Origin of the sequence: Bacteroides pyogenes DSM 20611 = JCM 6294 (assembly GCF_000428105.1) — a bacterium.
Classification (GTDB): domain Bacteria; phylum Bacteroidota; class Bacteroidia; order Bacteroidales; family Bacteroidaceae; genus Bacteroides; species Bacteroides pyogenes.
In genome coordinates this window covers 90,004-112,284 of sequence record NZ_KE386624.1, presented here as the reverse complement: position 1 = coordinate 112,284, position 22,281 = coordinate 90,004, and the positions used below count along the sequence as shown (strand labels likewise).

The 22,281-nt window shown below is 49.6% G+C and carries 21 protein-coding genes, 1 tRNA gene and 1 pseudogene; 10 read left to right on the top strand and 13 right to left on the bottom strand.

Annotated features, from left to right (window positions below; translation table 11 throughout):
* Nucleotides 1-73: 73 nt before the first annotated feature.
* Both rho and tilS read right to left on the bottom strand, forming a co-directional pair.
* A complete protein-coding gene (rho, locus tag C234_RS0114400; RefSeq protein ID WP_027326329.1) occupies nucleotides 74-2,146 on the bottom strand; it encodes a transcription termination factor Rho in 2,073 nt (690 codons plus the stop codon).
* Nucleotides 2,147-2,392: 246 nt separating this feature from the next.
* Nucleotides 2,393-3,679, bottom strand: coding sequence for a tRNA lysidine(34) synthetase TilS (tilS, locus tag C234_RS0114395; RefSeq protein WP_027326328.1), 1,287 nt, complete (start codon nucleotides 3,677-3,679; stop codon nucleotides 2,393-2,395).
* A gap of 190 nt (nucleotides 3,680-3,869) precedes the next feature.
* On the opposite strand from tilS, the gene feoB reads away from it, so the two are divergent.
* The 4 genes and pseudogenes from feoB to C234_RS18105 all read left to right on the top strand — a co-directional run.
* Entirely contained in the window at nucleotides 3,870-6,356 is a 2,487-nt protein-coding gene (gene feoB, locus C234_RS0114390; RefSeq protein WP_027326327.1) for a ferrous iron transport protein B, read from the top strand.
* 84 nt (nucleotides 6,357-6,440) lie between these two features.
* Entirely contained in the window at nucleotides 6,441-6,656 is a 216-nt protein-coding gene (locus C234_RS18110) for a hypothetical protein (protein WP_027326326.1), read from the top strand.
* A 52-nt stretch (nucleotides 6,657-6,708) separates the two neighbouring features.
* A tRNA-Cys gene (locus tag C234_RS0114380) sits at nucleotides 6,709-6,780 on the top strand.
* Nucleotides 6,781-6,925: 145 nt separating this feature from the next.
* Nucleotides 6,926-7,003, top strand: a pseudogene (locus tag C234_RS18105) (HipA N-terminal domain-containing protein); the annotation flags it as partial.
* Here C234_RS18105 and mnmE read toward each other — a convergent pair.
* From mnmE to C234_RS0114355, 5 genes are all read right to left on the bottom strand, one after another.
* The gene (mnmE, locus tag C234_RS0114375) at nucleotides 6,994-8,388 is read right to left on the bottom strand and encodes a tRNA uridine-5-carboxymethylaminomethyl(34) synthesis GTPase MnmE (protein ID WP_027326325.1); all 1,395 of its coding nucleotides are present in this window, start codon (nucleotides 8,386-8,388) and stop codon (nucleotides 6,994-6,996) included. The pseudogene C234_RS18105 and the gene mnmE sit on opposite strands and share 10 nt — an antisense overlap.
* A 41-nt stretch (nucleotides 8,389-8,429) precedes the next feature.
* The gene (locus C234_RS0114370; protein ID WP_027326324.1) at nucleotides 8,430-9,308 is read right to left on the bottom strand and encodes a nucleoside phosphorylase; all 879 of its coding nucleotides are present in this window, start codon (nucleotides 9,306-9,308) and stop codon (nucleotides 8,430-8,432) included.
* A gap of 260 nt (nucleotides 9,309-9,568) precedes the next feature.
* Nucleotides 9,569-10,570 (bottom strand): flotillin-like protein FloA, encoded by a 1,002-nt coding sequence (floA, locus tag C234_RS0114365; protein ID WP_027326323.1) that lies wholly within the window; start codon nucleotides 10,568-10,570, stop codon nucleotides 9,569-9,571.
* 183 nt (nucleotides 10,571-10,753) lie between these two features.
* Nucleotides 10,754-11,224 (bottom strand): NfeD family protein, encoded by a 471-nt coding sequence (locus tag C234_RS0114360; protein ID WP_027326322.1) that lies wholly within the window; start codon nucleotides 11,222-11,224, stop codon nucleotides 10,754-10,756.
* Nucleotides 11,225-11,247: 23 nt separating this feature from the next.
* Entirely contained in the window at nucleotides 11,248-12,675 is a 1,428-nt protein-coding gene (locus C234_RS0114355; RefSeq protein ID WP_027326321.1) for a tetratricopeptide repeat protein, read from the bottom strand.
* A gap of 140 nt (nucleotides 12,676-12,815) precedes the next feature.
* Here C234_RS0114355 and C234_RS0114350 point away from each other — a divergent pair, with 140 nt between their 5' ends.
* From C234_RS0114350 to C234_RS0114330, 5 genes are all read left to right on the top strand, one after another.
* On the top strand, nucleotides 12,816-13,559 hold the full coding sequence (locus tag C234_RS0114350; protein ID WP_027326320.1) for a PP-loop family protein: 744 nt from the start codon (nucleotides 12,816-12,818) through the stop codon (nucleotides 13,557-13,559).
* A 316-nt stretch (nucleotides 13,560-13,875) separates the two neighbouring features.
* A complete protein-coding gene (locus C234_RS0114345) occupies nucleotides 13,876-14,724 on the top strand; it encodes a Cbp1 family collagen-binding glycoprotein adhesin (RefSeq protein ID WP_027326319.1) in 849 nt (282 codons plus the stop codon).
* A gap of 36 nt (nucleotides 14,725-14,760) precedes the next feature.
* The gene (locus C234_RS0114340) at nucleotides 14,761-15,432 is read left to right on the top strand and encodes a porin family protein (RefSeq protein ID WP_081688175.1); all 672 of its coding nucleotides are present in this window, start codon (nucleotides 14,761-14,763) and stop codon (nucleotides 15,430-15,432) included.
* Nucleotides 15,433-15,676: 244 nt separating this feature from the next.
* On the top strand, nucleotides 15,677-16,204 hold the full coding sequence (locus C234_RS0114335; protein ID WP_027326317.1) for a hypothetical protein: 528 nt from the start codon (nucleotides 15,677-15,679) through the stop codon (nucleotides 16,202-16,204).
* 226 nt (nucleotides 16,205-16,430) lie between these two features.
* Nucleotides 16,431-17,123: a hypothetical protein gene (locus C234_RS0114330; RefSeq protein ID WP_027326316.1), complete on the top strand. Its 693-nt coding sequence runs from the start codon at nucleotides 16,431-16,433 to the stop codon at nucleotides 17,121-17,123.
* Between the two features lie 204 nt (nucleotides 17,124-17,327).
* Here C234_RS0114330 and C234_RS0114325 read toward each other — a convergent pair whose 3' ends face one another.
* The 6 genes from C234_RS0114325 to C234_RS0114290 all read right to left on the bottom strand — a co-directional run bounded on the left by C234_RS0114325 (nucleotide 17,328) and on the right by C234_RS0114290 (nucleotide 21,766).
* Nucleotides 17,328-17,777 carry an N-acetylmuramoyl-L-alanine amidase gene (locus tag C234_RS0114325; protein ID WP_027326315.1) on the bottom strand — a complete coding sequence of 150 codons (450 nt, stop codon included), beginning with the start codon at nucleotides 17,775-17,777 and terminating at the stop codon, nucleotides 17,328-17,330.
* A complete protein-coding gene (locus C234_RS0114320) occupies nucleotides 17,774-18,052 on the bottom strand; it encodes a hypothetical protein (protein ID WP_021646039.1) in 279 nt (92 codons plus the stop codon). The genes C234_RS0114325 and C234_RS0114320 overlap by 4 nt, the downstream gene beginning before the upstream one ends.
* Before the next feature lie 35 nt (nucleotides 18,053-18,087).
* A complete protein-coding gene (locus C234_RS0114315; protein ID WP_027326314.1) occupies nucleotides 18,088-18,624 on the bottom strand; it encodes an HU family DNA-binding protein in 537 nt (178 codons plus the stop codon).
* A gap of 239 nt (nucleotides 18,625-18,863) precedes the next feature.
* The gene (dnaB, locus tag C234_RS0114310; RefSeq protein ID WP_027326313.1) at nucleotides 18,864-20,231 is read right to left on the bottom strand and encodes a replicative DNA helicase; all 1,368 of its coding nucleotides are present in this window, start codon (nucleotides 20,229-20,231) and stop codon (nucleotides 18,864-18,866) included.
* Between the two features lie 16 nt (nucleotides 20,232-20,247).
* Nucleotides 20,248-20,877, bottom strand: coding sequence for a hypothetical protein (locus C234_RS0114305; RefSeq protein ID WP_027326312.1), 630 nt, complete (start codon nucleotides 20,875-20,877; stop codon nucleotides 20,248-20,250).
* A 610-nt stretch (nucleotides 20,878-21,487) separates the two neighbouring features.
* A complete protein-coding gene (locus C234_RS0114290; RefSeq protein WP_027326310.1) occupies nucleotides 21,488-21,766 on the bottom strand; it encodes a DUF4248 domain-containing protein in 279 nt (92 codons plus the stop codon).
* Nucleotides 21,767-21,957: 191 nt separating this feature from the next.
* Between C234_RS0114290 and C234_RS0114285 the strand changes: the two genes are divergently transcribed.
* Nucleotides 21,958-22,281, top strand: a 324-nt coding sequence (locus tag C234_RS0114285; protein ID WP_027326309.1) for a phage integrase SAM-like domain-containing protein, incomplete at its 3' end; no start/stop codon positions are given.

Here is a 22,281-nt window from a genome sequence, read left to right as displayed (position 1 = left end):
CGGTTTTGCGTGCATCGTTGGTAATTCGAATACTCTTGTTTTCCGATAAATGTCGGAAATCGATAGGTATTTGTTAACTGTTCATGCTCATCAGGAATTCGTCGTTGTCTTTGGTTTTCTCCAAACGGTCTTTTACGAAATCCATCGCTTCGAGAGGATTCATGTCGGCAAGATATTTGCGCAATATCCACATGCGGTCGAGCGTAGTTTTATCGAGCAACAGATCGTCGCGCCGAGTACTGGAAGCCGTAATATTGACTGACGGGAAGATACGCTTGTTGGACAGGTTGCGGTCGAGCTGCAATTCCATGTTGCCGGTACCTTTGAATTCTTCAAAAATCACTTCGTCCATTTTCGAACCCGTATCGATCAATGCAGTGGCGATGATGGTAAGCGAACCGCCGTTTTCGATGTTACGGGCTGCGCCGAAGAATCGTTTCGGCTTGTGCAACGCATTGGCGTCCACACCGCCGGAAAGAACTTTGCCCGAGGCGGGAGATACAGTGTTGTAAGCGCGCGCCAAGCGGGTAATGGAGTCGAGGAAGATAACCACATCGTGTCCGCATTCTACCAGTCGTTTGGCTTTTTCGAGTACGATGCCCGCTATCTTCACGTGGCGATCGGCAGGTTCGTCGAATGTAGACGCAATGACTTCCGCATTTACGCTGCGTGCCATATCCGTTACCTCTTCAGGGCGTTCGTCTACCAGGAGCATAATCATGTAAACTTCCGGGTGGTTGGCAGCAATGGCATTGGCAATATCTTTCATCAGGATAGTTTTACCTGTCTTCGGCTGGGCGACGATCAATGCTCGCTGTCCCTTGCCGATCGGTGAAAACAAGTCTACTACGCGGGCAGACATCGAATCGGAATACCCTCCTTTGCAAAGCTTGAACTTTTCGTCCGGGAAGAGCGGGGTCAGATGCTCGAATGGAACACGGTCGCGTACGAATGCTGCATCCCGGCCGTTGATTCTTGATACTTTGACCAGCGGGAAGTATTTTTCTCCTTCTTTTGGCGGGCGAATGACGCCTTCTACCACATCGCCTGTTTTCAGGCCGAACAGTTTGATTTGAGACTGCGATACGTAGATGTCGTCCGGTGAAGAAAGGTAATTATAATCCGAAGAACGGAGGAATCCGTATCCGTCTTGCATAATTTCGAGCACGCCTGTTCCGCTCAGGATATCATCGAATTCGTAAGCCTTTTCACGTGGTTCGGGAGCTTTTCGCTCCTGTTGCTGCGGCTGGGTGTTTTCGTTTGAGTTATTCTGCTGGGCAGGGCGTTGCATTTGCTGACGCGGATTGTTGCGTTGGGCGTTGTTGTTTCCGGCATTGTTGTTGTCGCGTTGGCGGGCGATGCGCGGACGCTGTTGCGGTGGGGTTCCCGGTTCGGCAGTGGCTTGAACGGGTTCGGCTTTGGTTGCTTCGAATTTGCCGACAAGCTCGGTGGGAAGTTCGATTTTTTCGGAAGGCAAATCTTCGATGGGGATGAAATCATCTTCATCTGCGCTTGATAAAATAGCGCTTTCTTCATCGATTACGGGTGTGGGCTTAGTAGGCTTGGTTACCGGTTGAGGAGTTGTTTTAGGTGTTTCTGCTTTTTTCTCCGTTTCTTTGCTTGTCTGCACATTGTCTGCAACAACGGCTTTCTTCTCGGCGACAGTTTTTTCTTCGGTTGTTTTCTCTGTTTTTGCTACAGTTTCTGCTTCTTTCTTTGCCTTTGCCGTTTCTTTACGGGGACGTCCGACTTTACGCTTCGATTCGGTTGTTTTTTCCATTGTTTCTGCTGCGGTAGAACTTTCGTTTTCTTTACCTGCCGTTTTTTCTTTCGGAAGCGCCGTCGGTTGCGGGGCGGGAGTGGTAGCTTTCGTTTTGGTTATTTCTCCCTCTTTCGTTGCCGACATTACTTTGTCTTCTTTTTTAGGGGCGGCAACGCGTGAACGCTTTTTCTTTTCTTCCTTGCGCTCCTCTTTCAGCTTGTCCGCCGCTACTTTCTTAGTAGCGCCGGCTATTGCCTGTTCGTCGAGTATTTTATAAACAAGTTCCTCCTTTTTTAAAGATTCGGTTTTTTTTATACCCAATTCTTTGGCAATAACTTGAAGTTCCGACAAGTTTTTGTCGTTCAATTGAATGATGTTATACATATAGTATGGTAAGTTATTAATAGTTTTATCTTATTGATCTTTTTGAGATATGGGTGACGTGACTACAGCCTTTAAGCCACAGATATGCATGCATATATTGTATCTTACAAATAATTATGATTTTGGGATGTTGTATATCGGTTGAATAGTGGAATTCATTCAACGAGGCAAAGATAGGAAATATTTTTTATATTCGGTACGATTAAACGTTTTTTATGTGAAAAAGGTAATAAGTTTTTTGTAATGTCAGGTAGTGCGGTAGACTACGACCCGTCGTGTGTGCTCGTCTATGCGGAATCGGTCGTCCGTTCGTTCGCCTATTAGCCATGCGATGTGTTCTCCGCAGCATAGTACCCATTGTTGCTCTTTTTGTTTGATTGAAAATTTATGGTCGGTCAGGTAGTCGCTTACTTTTTTCTTCCCTTTCATGCCGAAGGGCACAAACACATCTCCCTTCTGCCACTTGCGGCAATGCAGGGGAGCGTTCAGTTTATCGGCGTCGAAGCAGGCGTACTCTTTTCCCCGGGGAATCTGAAAATCGGGAGTATAAGATTTTTCTTCACTGATCAACCGGAAAGGCGGATTCTCTTCTTCTTCTTCTTCCGATTGCAGGGGGTCAATCAATAGAAGGCTGCGGTCTTTGATCACTCTCCATTTTTCGTTGGTGAAAATCTTTCCCGGCTGGCTTTGCAGGGCGGAGGTGATATCATTGATTTGCGAAGGGTTGAAACCCAGCGGGTGAAGAATCTCGAATAAAATGCTTCGAGGAGCCGGTTCTTCGAGTAATTTGTCGATACGGATTCCTTCCGGCGTCATTACCCGTTCTTTGGCATCTGCAATACCTTTGTGGTATATCGCATAAGCTTCGTTCAGATAACTCCCTGTCTCCGTCAAGTTTTTTTTGACCGAAGGATTAATCTCTTCCATCAGCGGAAGCAGGTGCAAACGGATTTTGTTACGGGTATATTCGTCTTCCGTATTGGTACTGTCGGTTACATATTCCTGTTTGATGTGTCGCAAATAGCGGATGATTTCCTCCCGGGTCGCGCAAAGTAGCGGACGGACAATGGATCCGTTGCGCGGGCGGATGCCGAGCAAGCCTTTGATTCCTGTTCCCCGGATCAGGTTTAGTAGCATTGTCTCCACACTGTCGTCCTGATGATGTGCTACGGCGATGGCATCTGCCCGATATTCGACTCGCAGTTTTTCGAACCATTCATACCGCAGATCCCTTGCTGCCATTTCTATGGAGACATGCTTTTCTGCGGCATAGCCCGTTGTATCGAAGTGGGTGGTGTGAAGCGGAATGCTTAATTCCCGGCAAAGCCTGCGGACAAACCGTTCGTCCCGATCGGATTCCGTTCCTCGCAAATGAAAGTTGCAATGCGCGGCTTCGCATCGGTAACCGATGGAATGGAGTAGGCGCAACAATGCTACCGAGTCGGCTCCGCCGCTTAATGCTACAAAAACTTTACTCTCAGGTGAGAATAACTTTTCTTTTTCGATATATTGTTTCACCCGTTTCTTTATCATAGGGGCAAAGGTACTAATTATTCTTTTGATTTCGTTCAGATAGCCGGTTTTTCGTTTGTAGTTTTAGAGATCATATTCGTTCAATTTAAATCTTTGCTTGCTTGCAAGTATTTCTTGCTATTTGAAAACAATCTAAATAATTTGCGCACTCGGGAGTAATGGATTATCTTTGCCGAAAATTAAGAGAGTTATGCGTTTGTCCGATCTGAGAACAGGTGAGAAAGGTGTGATAGTCAAGGTACTGGGGCACGGAGGTTTCCGCAAGCGTATTGTGGAAATGGGTTTTATTAAGGGCAAAACGGTTGAGGTGTTACTGAATGCTCCCTTAAGGGATCCGATAAAGTATAAAATATTAGGTTACGAGATATCCCTTCGTCGGCAGGAAGCCGAAATGATTGAAGTAATCAGTGAAGAGGAGGCGGAAAAGAATGCGATGGATTCGGCTTATCATAAGGGATTGGCCGAAGATGTTTCGGTAAAGGAAGAGGTCTTGAAGAAGATCGCTTTAGGAAAACGTCGCACAATAAATGTCGCATTGGTGGGAAATCCGAATTGCGGCAAGACCTCTTTGTTCAATCTGGCTTCCGGAGCTCACGAACATGTGGGTAATTATAGTGGGGTGACAGTGGATGCCAAAGAAGGCTATTTTGATTTCGAAGGGTACCACTTTCGTCTCATCGACCTTCCCGGAACTTATTCTTTATCAGCTTATACACCTGAGGAGCTGTATGTGCGTCGCTATATTATCGACGAAACTCCCGATGTGATCATTAATGTAGTCGATTCCTCCAATTTGGAACGCAATCTCTATCTCACCACTCAGTTGATTGACATGAACGTGCGCATGGTGGTGGCTCTTAATATTTATGATGAATTGGAGGCGAGCGGCAATCAACTGGATTATCGGTTGTTGAGCAAACTATTCGGTGTCCCTATGATACCTACCGTGTGTAAAAAAAACAGGGGTGTAGATACGCTCTTTCATGTAGTGATCAACTTGTACGAAGGTGTCGATTTTTTCAACAGAAAGGGGCAAATGAATCCCGAAGTCCTCCAGGGATTGATGGAATGGCACGATTCATTGGAGTATCGCAAGCATCATGAAGAAGAGCATCCGGAAGATTATACGCATGCGCATGAGTCGGCTGGACGGGTTTTCCGGCATATCCATATTAATCACGGACCCGATTTGGAGAAAGCGATTGATGCCGTGAAAGAAGAGGTTTCGGAGAATGAATCTATCCGTCATAAATATTCCACCCGTTTTCTTTCCATTAAATTGTTGGAGAATGATAAGGATATAGAGCGGCTGGTACTTCAATTGCCCAATGGCAACAAAATTATCGGAATGCGCGATAAAATGTCGAAACGATATAAAGAGACAAACGGTGAAGAATGCGAATCGGCTATAACAGATGCCAAATATGCTTTTATCAGCGGAGCTTTGAAAGAGACTTTCACTGACAACCATTTGGAGAAGCAACAAACCACCAAGATGATCGACGCGATTGTAACGCATCGTTTCTGGGGATATCCCATTTTTTTTCTTTTCATGTTCCTGATGTTTCAGGCTACTTTCGTATTGGGCGAGTACCCTATGCAAGGAATTGTATGGATGGTTGAGAAGTTTGGAGATTTTGTGCGCGGATACATGAACGACGGACCTTTGAAGGATATGATCGTCGATGGAATTATAGGAGGAGTAGGGGGTGTGATTGTCTTTCTCCCCAACATTCTCATTCTCTATTTTTGTATTTCGCTGATGGAAGATTCGGGATATATGGCCCGCGCCGCCTTTATTATGGATAAAATTATGCATAAGATGGGGTTGCACGGCAAGTCTTTTATCCCTTTGGTCATGGGATTCGGGTGTAATGTGCCGGCAGTAATGGCGTCTCGCACCATCGAAAACCGGAAAAGCCGTCTTATCACCATGTTGATTAACCCGTTGATGTCTTGCAGTGCCCGCTTGCCCGTCTATTTGTTGCTGGTCGGAGCTTTCTTTCCCGGTACCGCCAGCCTGGTGTTGCTAAGCATTTATGTCATCGGTATCTTGCTGGCTGTACTGTTTGCCCGGTTGTTCAGCAAGTTTTTGGTGAAAGGCGATGATTCTCCATTTGTCATGGAGCTTCCCCCTTACCGTATGCCGACCGCAAAATCTATTTTCCGCCACACGTGGGAGAAAGGAGCACAATACTTGCGGAAAATGGGCGGAATTATTATGATTGCTTCTATCATTATCTGGTTTTTGGGATATTATCCCAATCATGAGACGTATCCTACCGTTGTAGAGCAACAGGAAAACTCTTACATCGGTCAGCTGGGGCGTGCGATGGAACCGATTATCAAGCCTTTGGGGTTCGACTGGAAGTTGGGCATAGGTTTGTTGTCGGGAGCGGGGGCAAAGGAGTTGGTTGTCAGTACGTTGGGCGTTCTCTATGCGGGCGATTCCGATGTCGATACTGTCAGCTTGTCCGAACGGATTTCCATTACCCCTTTGGTCGCTTTTTGCTACATGCTGTTCGTTTTGATTTATTTTCCCTGCATCGCAACATTGGCGGCTATCAAGCAGGAATCCGGCAGTTGGAAATGGGCGCTTTTTGCGGCTACTTATACCACTTTGCTGGCTTGGCTGCTTTCCTTCGCCGTTTATCAGATAGGGAGCTTGTTTGTTTAATTGTCAGAGACAGGCTTTGAAAACGAGTTATGCCGCTGTTGGTTTTTCGTTTTCTTTGCCGTCCGATAAAAAAGGAGAATTTATATGAGTAATTGGCAGGAATGGGTTGTCGGGATAATTGTTTTGTTCTGTATAATCCGTGTTTTATATGGAGTGCTTCTTTTTTTTCGCCGAGCCGAAGCGAATAAAAATCCCTGTTCTACCTGCGTAACAGGTTGTGAATTAAAGGAACTGATGGAAAAGAAGCGGAATGAATGTAAGTCTCAGAAAAAAAGTTCAAAGAAAAAGTGTTGCGGATAGTTGGTTATTATAAAAAAAACACTACCTTTGCAACCGCAATCGAAAAAGATTTGGTTCCTTGGATGAGTGGCTTAGTCAGCGGTCTGCAAAACCGTGTACGGCGGTTCGAATCCGCCAGGAACCTCATAAAACTCTTGTAACAGACTGAATTTCAGTACATGTTACAGGAGTTTTTCTTTTTAGGACTAAAAGAGAATTAAAAGCAATGATGCTTCAGTGAATTATAAGATTTTCAAGGAGCTGGTAAAGTATAATGGATCAGTTATTATATTCATATACTCTACAAAGACCAATTGGCTGGGATTCTGACTGAAAATGATGCAGGATATGAGTTCCGCTATTTGCCAATACAAAAATTCTTAAATATATTCCGAAGCACCATGTCGTTTGTCACTTCGCCGGCTATATCGGAGATGTAGAAGATGCACTCGCGGATGTCTTGCGAGAGGAAGTCGCCTGAGATTTGCGAGGCGAGACCGTCTTGTACGCGGCGGATGGCGTCCAACGCTTTGGTGAGAGCTTCGTAGTGGCGGACGTTGGTCACGATGATGTCGTTTTGCGTCACAGAGGGCAGGCGGGCGGCATCCACTAACATTTGCTGGAGCTTGTCGGTATTCGTGTGCCGGCGTGCCGACAGGAAGATGTGCGCGGTGTTCTCTTGGGGGAAGTCCTTCAGCAGGGCAGAGAGCGATGTCTGCTCTTCCGTGTTTATCAGATCGCATTTGTTGAATACGACGATGAGGCGTTTGCCTGCGCAGCGTGGAAGGATGCGGGGCGAGAGTTGGGCGATTTGCGAGGAGGCGCGTGAGGAGTCGACCATCCAAAGCACGATTTCCGCCTGATCGAGCTTCCGGAACGTACGTTCGATGCCCAAACTCTCGATCGTGTCTTTGGTGTCGCGGATGCCTGCCGTGTCGATGAAACGGAAGGTGACGCCTCCGATGTTCACCGTGTCTTCTATCACGTCGCGCGTAGTGCCGTGGATGTCGCTCACAATCGCTTTCTCCTCGTTCAGCAGCACGTTGAGCAGAGTCGACTTGCCGGCATTGGTCTCGCCGATGATGGCTACGGGAACGCCGTTCTTGATGGCGTTGCCCACGCTGAACGAATGCGCCAGCCGGGTGATGACACGCTCTATCTCCCCGGCAAGGGCTTTCAGGGCGCTCCGGTCGGCAAACTCCACATCCTCTTCGCTGAAGTCGAGTTCGAGTTCGATCATCGAGGTGAAGTGTAGGAGCTTGTCCCGAAGTCCGGCAAGCTCCTTGCTGAAGCCTCCTCTCATCTGGTTCATCGCCAGCCGGTGAGTGGCTGCCGAGGTGGAGGCGATCAGATCGGCCACCGCTTCCGCCTGACTTAAATCCATCTTGCCGTTCATAAACGCGCGTCGGGTATATTCTCCGGGCTCTGCCATGCGGCATCCTTTGCCGATGAGCAACTGCAACACTTGCTGCAAGATGTAGGGCGAACCGTGGCAGGCTATCTCCGTGCAGTCTTCGCCGGTGTAGGAGTGGGGGGCGCGAAACAGGCTGACCAGTACTTCGTCTACCACTTCGTCGCCGTCATATATGCGCCCGAAAGTGATTTTGTAAGCATCCTGCTTATCGAGAGGGCGGGAGCCTGTCGGTTTGAAGATGCTTCCGGTTATGGAAACCGCCTCCGGACCGGAGACGCGGATGATGCCGATGGCTCCTCCCTGTGCGGTAGCGATGGCGCAAATCGTATCGGTTGAAATCATTCTTTGTCGGTTATTATGTTTTTCGCGGCTGGAAAACGTCAGATTCTGTCGAGCACTGTCGAAATCAGCGTGTCGATGGTGTTCTTGTATCCCGTGTTCGCCTCTTTGATCAGCCTGTTGGCAATCACCATGCACACGGTCATTGCTTTGTGCCCCATCAGGCGGCTGAGTCCGGCAAGGGCGGAGCTTTCCATCTCGAAGTTGGTGATTTTGAATCCCTTGTATTCGAACGATTCGATCTTTTCGTTCTGCTTCGGATCAGCCAGCGGGATGCGGAGTTCCCTGCCCTGCGGACCGAAGAATCCTCCGGCGGCGATGGTCACCCCCCGTACCATGTCTTCGCGGGCAATCCGGTCTATCAGCTCCTTGTCGGCGTCGATCACGTAAGGAGCGGGGGCGCACATGTTGCCCGACCATCCCATGTGGTTGAGGAACGCGCGTTCGAAAGGAAGGTCGCACACGGCGTTGCGTCCGGCGTAGAAATTCAGCAGGCCGTCGAATCCCATCGACTTCTGCGAGCACACGAAAGTCCCTACCGGAGTGTTGGGTTGCAGCCCTCCGCACGTGCCGATGCGCACCAATTCCAGTTGGCGGAAGTTCTCTTTTTCTTCCCGCGTGCCGAAGTCGATATTGGCAAGCGCGTCCAGTTCGTTCACCACGATGTCGATGTTGTCGCACCCGATACCTGTGGAAACCACTGTAATCCGTTTGCCTTTGTACGTTCCCGTGATGGTCTTAAACTCGCGGCTTTCCACTTCGCATTCCTTGTTTTCGAAGTGCGACGCCACCAGCGCCACCCGTCCCGGATCGCCCACGAGGATTACTTTGTCCGCCAGCATTTCCGGTTTCAGGTGAAGGTGGAATACACTCCCGTCTTCATTGATGATGAGTTCCGATGAAGGAAAATATTTTTTCATTGCTATATAATTTTGAGGCATTCCCGTGTTTCCGATTCGCGGGAGTTGCCGTGTTAATAACTCAAGTTGATAACATTCGCCGTTTGCTCTGGAGCTTGTGGGGTACAGGCCTTTCCTTTCAGGGCTTTCACCGGCTTGTTTGTCCCCATTTGTCCGGCGACTAATGGGATGTACAAGTACTCCCTTTCAGGGCTTTCACCGGCTTGTTTATTCCCATTTGCCCGGCGAAACTTTATTGAATTTAAAGCGTTTGCCCCTTGCTACTTGCTCAGCGGCTGGTTCGTTACGCTGCCCGACGACGGCTTGGCGATGTTTTCACGCATCGAGGTGTCCGCCTCTATGTTCTTCATCCGGTAGTAGTCCATGATGCCCAGATTCCCGTTGCGGAACGCTTCCGCCATGGCTTTCGGCACTTCGGCTTCGGCCTCTATCACCTTGGCGCGGGCCTCCTGTGCTTTGGCTTTCATCTCCTGTTCCGAAGCCACCGCCATTGCCCGGCGTTCCTCCGCTTTTGCCTGCGCGATGTTCTTGTCGGCGTTCGCCTGATCTATCTGCAGGGCGGCCCCGATGTTCTTACCTATGTCGATATCGGCGATGTCGATGGATAGGATTTCGAAAGCAGTTCCCGCATCCAGTCCCTTGCGCAATACCAGTTTGGAGATAGAGTCGGGGTTTTCCAGCACCGACTTATGGTTCTCTGACGAACCGATGGACGAAACGATACCCTCGCCCACACGCGCGAGAATCGTGTCTTCGCCTGCGCCGCCCACCAGCTGGCGGATGTTGGCGCGCACCGTCACCCGTGCTTTGGCGATCAGCTGGATGCCGTCTTTGGCAACGGCAGTCACCGGCGGAGTGTCGATAACCTTCGGGTTGACAGACATTTGCACGGCCTCGAACACGTCGCGTCCCGCAAGGTCGATAGCGGTAGCCATCTGAAACGGCAGTTCGATGTTCGCTTTCGAAGCCGATACAAGCGCGTGCACCACCTTCTCCACGTGTCCGCCCGCCAGATAGTGCGCTTCCAGTTCGTCGCGCGTGATATCTTTCAGTCCCGCCTTATGCGCTTCTATCATGCCCGGCACGATGATATACGGCGGCACGTTCCTGATGCGCATCAGGAAGAGCTGCACCAGCGAGATGTTCACTCCGGACACTTTGGCCGAAAGCCACAGGAAAAACGGTACATAATGAAAGAAGATGGCCAGGAAGATGATACCTCCCGCAATCAGGATAATGGGTAAATAAACGGATGTTTCCATTGAATAGATTATTTAATTGATTATGTTTATTTTATTTATGATACAGCTTGGCTTATCGCTTTGCTTTGGGGCTTGGCTTATCGCTTTGCCCTATTGTTTTACTGTATATATTTACACCATACTATATATACGTATCATAATATTATATTTAGCCTGCAAGCGTTAATTTTATATGAACAAACATTAATTCGTTTGCCGCTCCACCAGAATCGTTCCGTCGGTGATGCGCCGCACCACGATGGGCGTCTTTTCGTCGAGGAAGCCGTCGATCGACCTCACCTCCACGATATTTCCGTTGATTTCGGCGTATCCGATTTGTGCGAGCCGGGTGGTGCTTATACCCGTGTCGCCTACCTTCACGCTCTTTTCCGCGCTGCGGTCTACCTTAGAGTCGATGTCTTTCTTCAACGCCAGCTTGTCGAGCGTTTTCGAACGCATAAACCATACGATCGAGCCTACCCCGGCAATTACCGATACGGCCAGCGTGACGAGACCGCCCGTCATGCCCAAGCGGGTAAAGGCGTAGTAGTTGGCATACAGCATGCAGCCTACCGCCGCGAAGCCGGCCAAGCTGAGCCCGGGGATGACGAATAACTCTAACAGAAAGATGACGATTGCCGTGATAATGAGAACCGCAATGATAAATATTTCCATAAGTCTTGTTTATTGGGTGTTATTTATTTGGTGTCGTTTATTTCCGCGTTGCGTATGCCCCTCCTCATGCTGTCCATTTCCAGAGCCATTTGCAACACCCTTTCCTCAAGGTCGCGAATGGCGGGCGCCATCACCGCCCGTTCGCTCTCGCCGGCTTGGGCGTACTCCTCACGTTGAGCGTCCAGCTTTTCCCGTTGCAGGCGGTAGTCCTTTTCCAACTGTTGGTACTGCCGGAACATCTCCTTCGCCTCTTCCGAGCGGAAGTCGCTCAGCAGATAGTACGTCCTGCGGTCGTCTATCACAAACTCGAAATCCATCGCCCGCTGTTGCTTCGGGCGGTAGTTCAGGGCGGCCTCGAGCCGTTTCTTCGCCGCTGCCACCGCCTCCTCGTCTTCCCATGTCTCTTTCAGCGAATGCAGCTTTGCCATCCGCACGATGTGCCCCGGCTCCGCCGATTCGTAGTCGTACGTCTGCTTCGAGGTGTTGGGGATGAACACATACACGCACACCTTCCCTTCGGGCTGGAAGCGGTCGGAAGCGAACCATCCCAAGTTGTTGTACTCGTCGATTACGTACATATAGTCGTTGTAGGGCGAGTTGAACGGCATCCCCACGTTTTCGGGGGTGAGGTAAGTGTCGGTATTCGTGTTGTACCGCGTCACGTAGATGTCGTATCCCCCCAGACCTTCGCCGTCGGTGGCGTAGTACACCGTCGCCCCGTCGGTCATCACGAACGGATAGCCGGTATTTCCCTTTCCGTTGATGTTTTCGGGCAACGGGCGCGCCGCTCCCCATTCGTTGCCGAGCCTGCTCCGCGAGAATACGCTCAACGTTCCCTCTCCGCCGTCGTCGCCGTAGTATATCCTGTTTCCTATCTCAGTCTCGTACACCGTGCCCGGATGCTTCCCTTCGGTGCCGAAGAAAGCGTTGTACGTGTGCAGCTTGCCCGACTCCCCGCTTATCTTGTAAGCCTCGAGAAACCGCTCTTTATCCACCGTGAAGCTGTCTATCACGCACACCTTTTCCACCCCTTTCAGCATCCGCAGGCGGGCCTTGCTCCGTTCCAGCAGCCGTTCCCCTTCTTCCGCCGGGCGTTTCAGGCGTTTCAGGTCGGCCACGTATTTCTCGAAACAGGCCACCGCGTCTTCATACCGGTACGTGGCGTCGTACGCCTGCCCCAGATGCAGTTGCCCCCCTGTCACCCGCTTTTTCACGGCAGTCTCCAGATGCGGCACCGCCTCTTCCGGCTGTCCCGTTTTCAGGCAGCATACGCCGTACCAGTAGTTGTAATTGCCGTTTCCCGGCTGCGCTTTCAGCTGTATTCTGAATACCGGCTTAGCCTTTTCGTATTCCCCCTTGGCGAAAAGCTCGCGCGCCTCTTCGAGTGTCTGTGCCGAAAGGCCGGCGAGGAGGAAGCTGCAAAGGATGGTTAGTATCTGTTTTTTCTTCATGTTTTCTTCACATTTGCTTGGGTTAGCTTGTCCAAAAATACAAATTTATCGGCAATAAACCCTTTTTGCCCCATTCTATTTTGTTAATTCTTCTTTAAATGATTCTTTTCGTTTATTTTTGCATCCGTTTATAGCATGGTATGACGAAATTTACGGAAGAAGAAAAGACGCTGCGCCGCATCGAGAGGCGTTTTGCCAAGGGCGTGGTGCAATACGGCCTCATTGAAGAGGGCGACAGGATACTCATCGGACTTTCGGGCGGGAAAGACTCGCTCGCGCTGGTCGAACTGCTGGGGCGAAGGGCGCGCATCCACAAGCCCCGTTTCTCGGTGGCGGCTCTCCACGTGGTGATGAGCAACATCGCCTACCGTAGCGATGCCGCCTACCTGCGGGCGCATTGCGAGGCGCACGGGGTGGAGTTCGTGCTGCGCGAAACCTCGTTCGACGCCTCTACCGACATGCGGAAATCGCCCTGCTTCCTCTGCTCGTGGAACCGCCGCAAGGCGCTTTTCACCGTTGCCAAGGAGATGGGGTGCAACAAGATTGCTTTGGGGCATCACATGGACGATATTCTGGAGACGCTGCTCATGAACATCACCTATCAGGGCGCGTTCGGCACCATGCCGCCGCGGCTGGTGATGAAGAAGTTCGACATGACCATCATCCGCCCGATGTGCCTCGTGCACGAGTCGGACTTGGCGGAGCTGGCGGCGTTGCGCGGTTACCTCCCTCAGGTGAAAAACTGCCCCTACGAGTCGGACTCCGGCCGCAGCGAGATGAAAGAGGTGCTCCGCCGTTTGGAGGCGATGAACCCCGAAGCCCGTTATAGCCTGTGGGCAAGCATGACGAATGTGCAGGAGGAGCTTTTGCCGGATAAAATATAAAATTGTTGCTCTCCCTTTTCCTCTGTCTTCTCAAAACGTACTCAAATATAAAATTTTATAAGATTTGTTGGCTGATTTGTACGATTCGCTAGTCGATTTGTACGATTTATTAGTTGATTTGTACGATTTATTAGTCAAGTCAAAGCATATATTTCCTATATTTAACAAAAATATTCAGTAAGGTGAAAGTTGTTTTTAGATAAGGCAGCTTTTAAAACTAATACTTAATAGAAGAAATACGTAAGCAGAAACAATAATCTCTAATCTTTTTGATAAAATTATTGATAAAACTTATTTAATAAACAATCTAAAAAGTATGCGAAAATTTTTGTATTTTTTTACAGCTATCCTTGTTCTGATCGGCATAGCGGCTTGCGGCAATGGAGCAGCCGACAAATTGAGAAAGCAGGTGGACTCTTTAGAGACCATCAATGCGCAAAACCAGAGTATCCTCGAAAACATGACTTCGTTTGTGTCTGTTCTTTCCGAAGGACTTGACACGATTGCCAAACAAGAGGGTCGGCTTTTCTTTTCGAATAAAGGTACGGAGGGAACATTGGTAGATAAAGAACAGTTGAAGAAAAATCTGGATTCCTTTGCCAATACACTTATGGAGCAGCGCGAAAAAATACAGAGAATGGGCGCTTTGCTGGAAGCCAAAGGCATGGATATGAAGAAGCTGGAAACGCTTGTCGATTATCTGAACCGGCAGATCGACGAAAAGGACAAAATGATAACTAATCTGAAAAATGAGCTGGACCATAAGAACGTAAACATCGCTCAACTGCGTGATAAGTTGACTTCTATGGGGCAAGATAACCAAGCGCTCAGCCAAAAGCTGCAAGAACAGGAAAAGTTGATGAGCAGCGCGAAAATAGGAAAAGGCTTTATAGTTATGGGTTCCAAAAAGATTTTGAAAGAAAGTGGAATCTTGAAGAAGTCTAAGGTGAACTATGATGATTTGCCACACGAGCTTTTCACGGAAGTGGACACGCACACTTTTGGCGGAATGGAGATTCCCGCAGGCAAACCGAAAGTACTCTCAACCATGCCCTCTTCTTCCTACGAGATTGTGCGCAAAGGAAAGGAAGCTTCGGAAATTCACATTTTAGACCCGGAGGCTTTCTGGAGTAACACGAAATACCTGATTATTCAAACCAATTAAATCTCATAATAATTAACTTTTAATTTTTCTTCTATTATGAAACGATTCAGATTTTTAATGATGGCGGCATTCGTGGTAGTCTGCGCCTCAATTTCCGCGCAACAGGTGATTACACTTGACCAGCTGAAAGAGAGAAAGCAAAACAAGCAGTCACAGTCACAGTCGCAAAACCAGCAGAAAGCACAGCAGAAGAAGCAGACTAAGAGTCACAGCTCGTCTGATTACGAAGGCTTCAATGCGGCCATCTTGCAGTATAATGCGGTCAGTTTAAAGAGTGGAGATAGCAGTGTAAGTTATTCCTGCCTTTCCGCCGGCTATCTCAAAGCTATCAACATGGGCGGCACACCGTTTTACTTCGAGCCGGGTGCCATACTCCAATATCAATTTAAGGATAAATTCAAGATGCTGTCCGTTAGGATACCCGTCAGTGCCATCTATACTTTCCCGATTAGCGATGGCATCAATCTCGATCCTTATGCAGGACTCTATTTGCGGGGTAATATCATAGCGAAAAATGACGGAGAAGATCTTTTTTCAGACGATGCTCTGATAAAATTCAAGCGTGTGCAGTTCGGCCTTCATTTTGGGCTTCGCGCTCGTTTCAACAACAAGTTTATGGCGGGTATCGGCTATTCGATAGACTTGAATGAGATTTCTGAACATTCAAAAGTCCGTTCGCTCGACTTGACGTTCGGACTCGTCTTTTGACGTCCGTTGATATAAAACAGGAGGGGCCAAGGCAATGTTTATCTGAGTCATGTTAGGACGTAGGATGATGAAAACATTGAACTTCTGGCAAAGAGAATACCAATTTCCTATTATATTATAAGGATGGATTAATAACGATTTCAGATCAAAACAGACACGTCTGAAGAAAGGAAAGGGGCGTGTTGAGATAATTGTGAACTATAGAAGTTATGCAAAATTATTAACCTTTTAAATACAAAGAATTATGAAGAAGCATTTATTGTTATTATTTAGTTTGCTTGCGACACTTGCAGTATGCAGTGGATGTGATAAAGTAAAAGATTTGGCAAACGTGAAATTTCAGTCTGAAGCCCAAATTGATATTCCTGTCAGGTTGAACAACGATACATCGGGTGATGAGCAAATAACCGTATCGCTGGAAAGTAATCCGAAAATAAAGGAGTACATAGATTATTTAGAGAATATCACGGTGAAAAGTGTCATTGTAAGCCTCCCCGATTATAAAGGAAGCGATGCCACGTATGATTTGATTTTGAAAATAGATGGCTCTACCATTTGTAAAGAAGACAATGTCAACCTGCCTGAAATGAAACGACAGGGAACAACCATCACTGTGGCAGAGCAAGCTGTATTGAAGCGTATAGAAAAGAATTTACTGAATAATAAAAAGATAAATGTGTATGGTGCTGCCGAATCTAAAGTAGGTGCCGTGACTGCCAACTTCACAGTGCGATGTGTCATCAAGATGGAGCTTACAGCCAACCCACTGTAAAGAAAGAGTGTGTTTTTGTGTTTTCCACAGTCATCATTGTTATGCGAATTTATTGACCTTTGAATACAAAGAATTATGAAGAAGCATTTATTGTTATTATTTACCTTGCTGTTGTCGGCATGCTTTTTTTATCTCTTGTGATAAAGAAGACGGAGGAGACGATTACGAATTTACGAACACATCCGTAAACGGGAAGTCGTTCTATTCGGTCTACGAGGAGTTGCGTATGCGCATGATTTTCGGTCTTGCCAATCCGGATGCCTCTTACAACGATTCGGATAGGATATACGAACTTTTGACGGCTCTCGGTGAGAGTCAGGCAAAGACGCGCGGGGCGATCGGTAAAGTTAAGGCGGGTTTCGATTTTTACAAAGCGATGGAGTCTTCCATCGCCCTGCCGAGATATGCGGCCCTGGGTGTCATCAAAAAGGCGGGCATAAATATAAAAGACAGCAAAGTGAGACGCGAACTGTTTGCCGCCGTAAGAGTCGAGAGTCTGCCTAAGGATAAGGTATATAACGTTAAAGATTTTTGGACCGATTTCTCCACGGGGAAACTCGACCGCTATGCGCCTGCGATTTTTAAGGATATATACTACACCGGCGGATTTTCAGGACACGGAGGTGAACATATGCCTTACTGCGAAGCTTTTCAGAACTATTATTTCAAATCCGATCATACAGGAGCGTTTACAGTCCACGAAGAGTCCGGGGTAGTAGTCGGTTATGCTACTTTTAATTGGAAAGTATCCGGTAACAAACTCTTCCTGTGGATAACGGGAGAAGAGCCTTCGGGAGAACTAGCCGAAAGCGATAAGGAAGAGCTGGCAAACGGAGTGAAGATTGTTTATAAAGATGGAGTGCTGATTCTTACATCATTCGATGGTGAGTCAGTAAAGCTTTATCCTGCCAATAGATGATGGATGATTGAACCTTTGCTCAATTAACGTGAATTCGATAAAAACGCTCTCGTCATTCGTGCGATTTTTGTAATTCATATCCATATACTTGTTTCCGCCGAGAATGAAAGAGCTGCATCGTTACTCAAAACTGAGTTCGACGCAGCTCTTTCCATTACTGATTTCAAGCGATTCCTATTTTTCTCTTCGTTCCGGCTTTTCGCCTCACCTCTCGTTCCAACGCGTGGCGGCATCGAAGCAGGGACAGGCCTTGATCCACTCTTCCGGCTCTATCTCCCCGTTGCCGTCGAGGTCGGGACTGAGGTCGCGGTGTCCGCATACGCGGCAGCCCGGGAAGTCTTTCAGCAGGGTGAGTATGAGCACCCGCATCGAGTGCTTCTGCCACGGCGTGCGCGTGTCTTTGGGGCGTCCGTGGCAGTCGAGCCCGCCTTCGTAGCAGATGCCTATGCTTTCGCCGTTGAACCCTTTGGCGTGCGCGCCTACCCGTTCGATGGGGCGGGTGGACTTGATGTCGCCGTTCTTGCGGATGTAGAAGTGGTATCCCGGTCCGTCGAATCCCCGCCTGCGGTGGCAGGTGTCGAGGTCATACTCCGTGAAGTCCCTGTCCTCGCGCGTGGCGGAACAGTGGACTACAATCAGGTTGACGCTTCTCATAGGCGTTGTTTGCACTCCCTTTTGCGGCACTCCAGTACGGCTGCCTGTGTGAGTTGTTCGCGGAGCGAGAAGATCTCGGCGTGCATTTCCTTCACTTTCGCGCTGAGGTCGAAATAGTCCTTCAGCACCTTTTCGAGTTGGTCCATCAGAAAGCCGTACTGGTCTTTCACCAGTTCGCTGAATTCTTTCACTTCGCGCGCCATCTCTTCGCGCTTTTTGCGGTTGCCCAGAAAGGGGAGCACCGCCATGAGCAGGTCGATGATTTTGTTGAACATGGTTCATGCGTTTTTCAGGTTACGATTACGGTTGGTTACAATGCCGGGTCGGGAGCTTCGGAACCGCCCGGTTTCGGGCCTTCCTGCCCGCTTCCTCCGCCTCCGGGCTTCGTGCCTCCTCCGGAGGTCGACGGCTTGCCCCCTTCGTCTTCTTTCCCCGCGAGGAGGAAGTCTACGTTGTTTCCGCTGCGGGTGGTCACCAGCCCCGAGTTCACCAGATGCAGCGCCTTGTCGGCGATGAAGCGCACGTTCACCCGGCGGATGTTGCGCACGGTGCACTCTTTTTCCGTCTTCGCGCCGGTGCTGCTCAGGGTGATGTGAAACGTGCCCAGTCCGGCGATTTTCACCTTGTCGCCCTGAGTGAGCGAGAGGCGCAGTTGCTGCACGAATGCCTCGATGGCGTGCTTCACGTCGCCCGCCGTGAGCGAGGTTCCGGCTTCGATGGCTTCGGCGATTTTCTGGATGTTCATCACCCGTACCGTGCCCGTTTTCTGACGGATGTAATACAACTTCGGCGACTCCGGATTGTGCATGTGCTGCTTGCGTTGGTAGCGTTCTACTAATACGTTCATAATGGTAAAAGTTAAGGTTTAAGTAAAAAAATATTTGTTTGTTGTCGACAATGCAAATATACAAAATATAAAACTGGAAGTCAAGTAATTTTAGATAAATTTTGTCTGTAAATATGATTATTTCCGGTTCTTTATTTTGTTATGTTTTTTCTTTTTCTGTTCGCCTGCTTCCGGTTGCTTGTCCGCTCCGTTTCGGCGGCGATGTCGTACAGTTTTCGGGGGCTTTTCGTAGAGCTTGCTTACCCCGGTTTCCGGGCGTTTTTCAGCAGATATTCCATCGGCGGCACATAGTCGGCTATCCGTGTCATCGAGGGGTTGTGCCCGAAGTATGCGTTGCCCGTCTCGCCGTTTCGCTGCTTGGCTACGATCACCACGCCCAGTCCCTCGGCGGGGTAACCGCTCTCGCGGTCGGCGGCGAGGCGCGCCAGTGCGGGACGGTAGAGCAATGCCACGATATCGGCGTCTTGCTCTATGGCCCCGCTCTCGCGCAGGTGGGCGAGTTCGGGACGTCCTCCGGGGCGGTTTTCCGACTCCCTGTTCAACTGGCTGAGCAAGATCACCGGCACGTTCAGCTCCTTCGCCAGCAGCTTCGCCTTGCGGGTGGCCTGCGCCACCTCCTGCTCCCGGTTGCGGTTGTTCTGCCCCGTGCTCATGTCGCAGAGCTGGAGGTAGTCGATGATGATGAGGTCGCACGCCTTGCGGCTTTGCAGCAGTCGCGCGCTTGCCCGCACGCGGTCGATGCTCATCGAGCTGCTGTCGTCCACATATATGGGCAGTCGCGCCAGCGAGGCGGCTGCCGTGCGTGCCTCCGCCATCTCGTGCGGATCGGCTATTCCCGTGCGCCAGCGGTAGGGGTTGATGTCGCCCGCGCTCAGCAGCCAGCGGTCGCCCAACCTTTCGCCCTGCATTTCGAGGCTGTACACCGCCACGGCATGCCCCGCTTCCGCCGCGCTCCGGGCAAGGTGAAGGGCGAAGGCGGTTTTCCCCACCGACGGGCGTGCGGCGATTACGATGAGTTCGCCGTTCTGCCAGCCCGACGTCATCCGGTCGAGATCCTTCAGTCCCGTGGGGATGCCCGTCACCCCGTTGACGCTCTTCGCCGCGCGTCCTTCGGCTTCCGCCATCGTGTCCTCCATCAGGCGTTGCATGTCGCGCATGCGGTCGGCGGTGCGCGCTTCGCCTTCGAGCCGGTCGAGCAGTCCGCGCGCGTCCGTCAGCACGTCGTCGATGTCCATCGTTTCGTCCATGGCGCAGGCGAGCAGCTTGTTGAGCCCCGTCACCGCCTCGCGCCTGATAAACTTCTGGTGCAGGATGCGGGCGTGGAATTCGAGGTGCGCCGAGCTTGCCACCTTGCTGCTCAGCTGCACGATGCCGTAGGGACCTCCCGCTTCGTCGAGCTTTCCGCGTCGCGTCAGCTCCTCCTTCACGGTGAGTATGTCGATTTGTGTTCCCGCATGGTACATGGCGAGCATCGCCGAGTAGATGACGCAGTGGCGGGGGATGTAAAACATTTCAGGTCGCAGCCTGTCGGCTACCATCGGCATGGCGGTGCGTTCGATGAGGCACGCGCCTATGACGGCTTCTTCAATTTCGGTTTCGTGATACATGTTCGATTCGTTTTTTTCAGTTATCGTATTCGTTCAGGTAAGCTTTGTTCGACAGATAGTTGCACGCCCTCAGCGTGAATTGCGTGTCGGCGAGGTGGTAGTAATACTCCTCGATGCGTTCGATGGCGAGTATCTGCTCCTTTTCCGCCAGTTTTTTCCATTCGCGCTGCGCCTTCCCGATGTTCTCTTTGGGCAGCAGTGTGATGCGGTGGTATTCGTCCCAAAAGCGTTTGAAGCGTTCCTCGCCGGCCTTTCCGCCCCCTTTGCATGCGGCGGGAGTGCCCGTCCAGTGGTCGTATTCGGCGATTCGGATGTGCAGGATGCTCCGGCTTTCGCGGTGGGCGATCACCTCGATCAGCCCGTCTTTTTTCAGTTTGCGGATGAAGCGGAACGTCCGCCCCAGCGACCAGCCGAACACCTTGCTCCAGTCGCGGTAGCTGTACAGGCTTTCGCCCCGCCCGCAGGCAAGCCCTTTGTTCGTCCCCGTGTCTATCTTCATGTCGGTGTAGTTCACCTTCATCAGCATTTTCAGGAAGGCTTCGAAATCTCCGTCCCGGCAGTCGGATGCGTCGTTGAGCTTTTGCAACATCATTTTCGGTACGATGAGGTAACCGTGTTTCAGAATTTCCGGATTAAATTTGTTCATACATGTGTTTTTCTTGGGTTATACTTGGTTTGTGCCGCAAAGATATATCATCCGAAAGCCTTTGTCAATACCCTCCGGACGCGTTTGGACCGAAACGGACCGAAATGGGCGAAAATGAACCGAAATGGACGAAAATGAACCGAAACGGACCGATTTGAACCGAAATGAACCGTTTTGGACGGAAATGGACTGTTTTTCGCGGAGAAACGGACTTCTTTTTGGTGGAATGCTCTGTTTTTTGGGGGGGCGGTTTTCCGCCGGACGAAGAACGAAGCTTTTGCCCCGATGTAAAACAGAGCCTCTGTCGAGTAAAATCGGAGCCTTTGCAAACGCAAAACGGAGCCTCTGCCGGATGGCAAAAAAGGCTCCGTAAAAGCGAACAGCAAATGGAACACTTTTTTTCTTCGATAACATTTTGTTCCACTGTTCGTTACGAGAATTTCGTAAAGAGGGGGCGAACGCCTAAGCGAACACTTAATAAATAAGGGAGATAATAAATATATTTTCTTCAAAAATATATTCTGATCGATTTTCGCGTTTTTGCCCGTTTTTGTCCCGGCATCCGCGCCCATTTTTCAGTGTCCGTTTTCGGCATATTTCCCCCTGCCGCCTACTCGGATTTTTTCTTTCCGCTAAGCCTGATTTTCGGCAGTCCCCAATACTTGTAAATGATGCGTTGCATTTCCGGACTCAGCAAGGTGATTCGCGGCGTGTAGTGAGCGGCTTCCAGTTCAGCCTTCAAGGCTTTGTTTTTTTCGATGTCTTTCTGCATTCTTTTTCTTGCCGCGCTGCTGCTTGCATAGTTTGGAAAATACTCCATTGCCAATTCGGAGAAATGTTTGAAACCATTTATTTCGAAATCCTCTCCATCATCAAGAAAATTTTTCATAATACGACTTTTGGGTTAATAAAAAAAGATATTTTGAAATTTTGCGGCAAAAGTATAATAAAAAACGATTCGTTATTCTCATTTTTGTTGTTATTTTTAATGATTATTTTCACGCTGTAAAAAAATATGACCGCATCGCTTATATTAAGAGGTGCAGAATACCACAAAATGTAATTTAATTTTATTTATTTATGAACAGCTTTATTTTATTCATGAGACAGGTTGCGGGCGAACTTCAGCACTCCGGCAATCAGGGAACCGCCCATGTTTATCGTAGCAGTCTGAACGCGATTCTCGCTTTTCAGGGCGGCGAGTCGTTGGCTTTTCGCGACATTACCCCCGAATGGTTGAAGAAGTTCGAGATCAGCCTTCGTGCCCGCGGTTGCAGTTGGAACACCGTATCCACCTATCTGCGCACGCTGCGTGCCGTCTACAACCGTGCGGTGGACCGTGGCAAGGCTGAGCACGTGCCCCGCCTGTTCCGTTCGGTCTACACCGGCACCCGCGCCGACCGC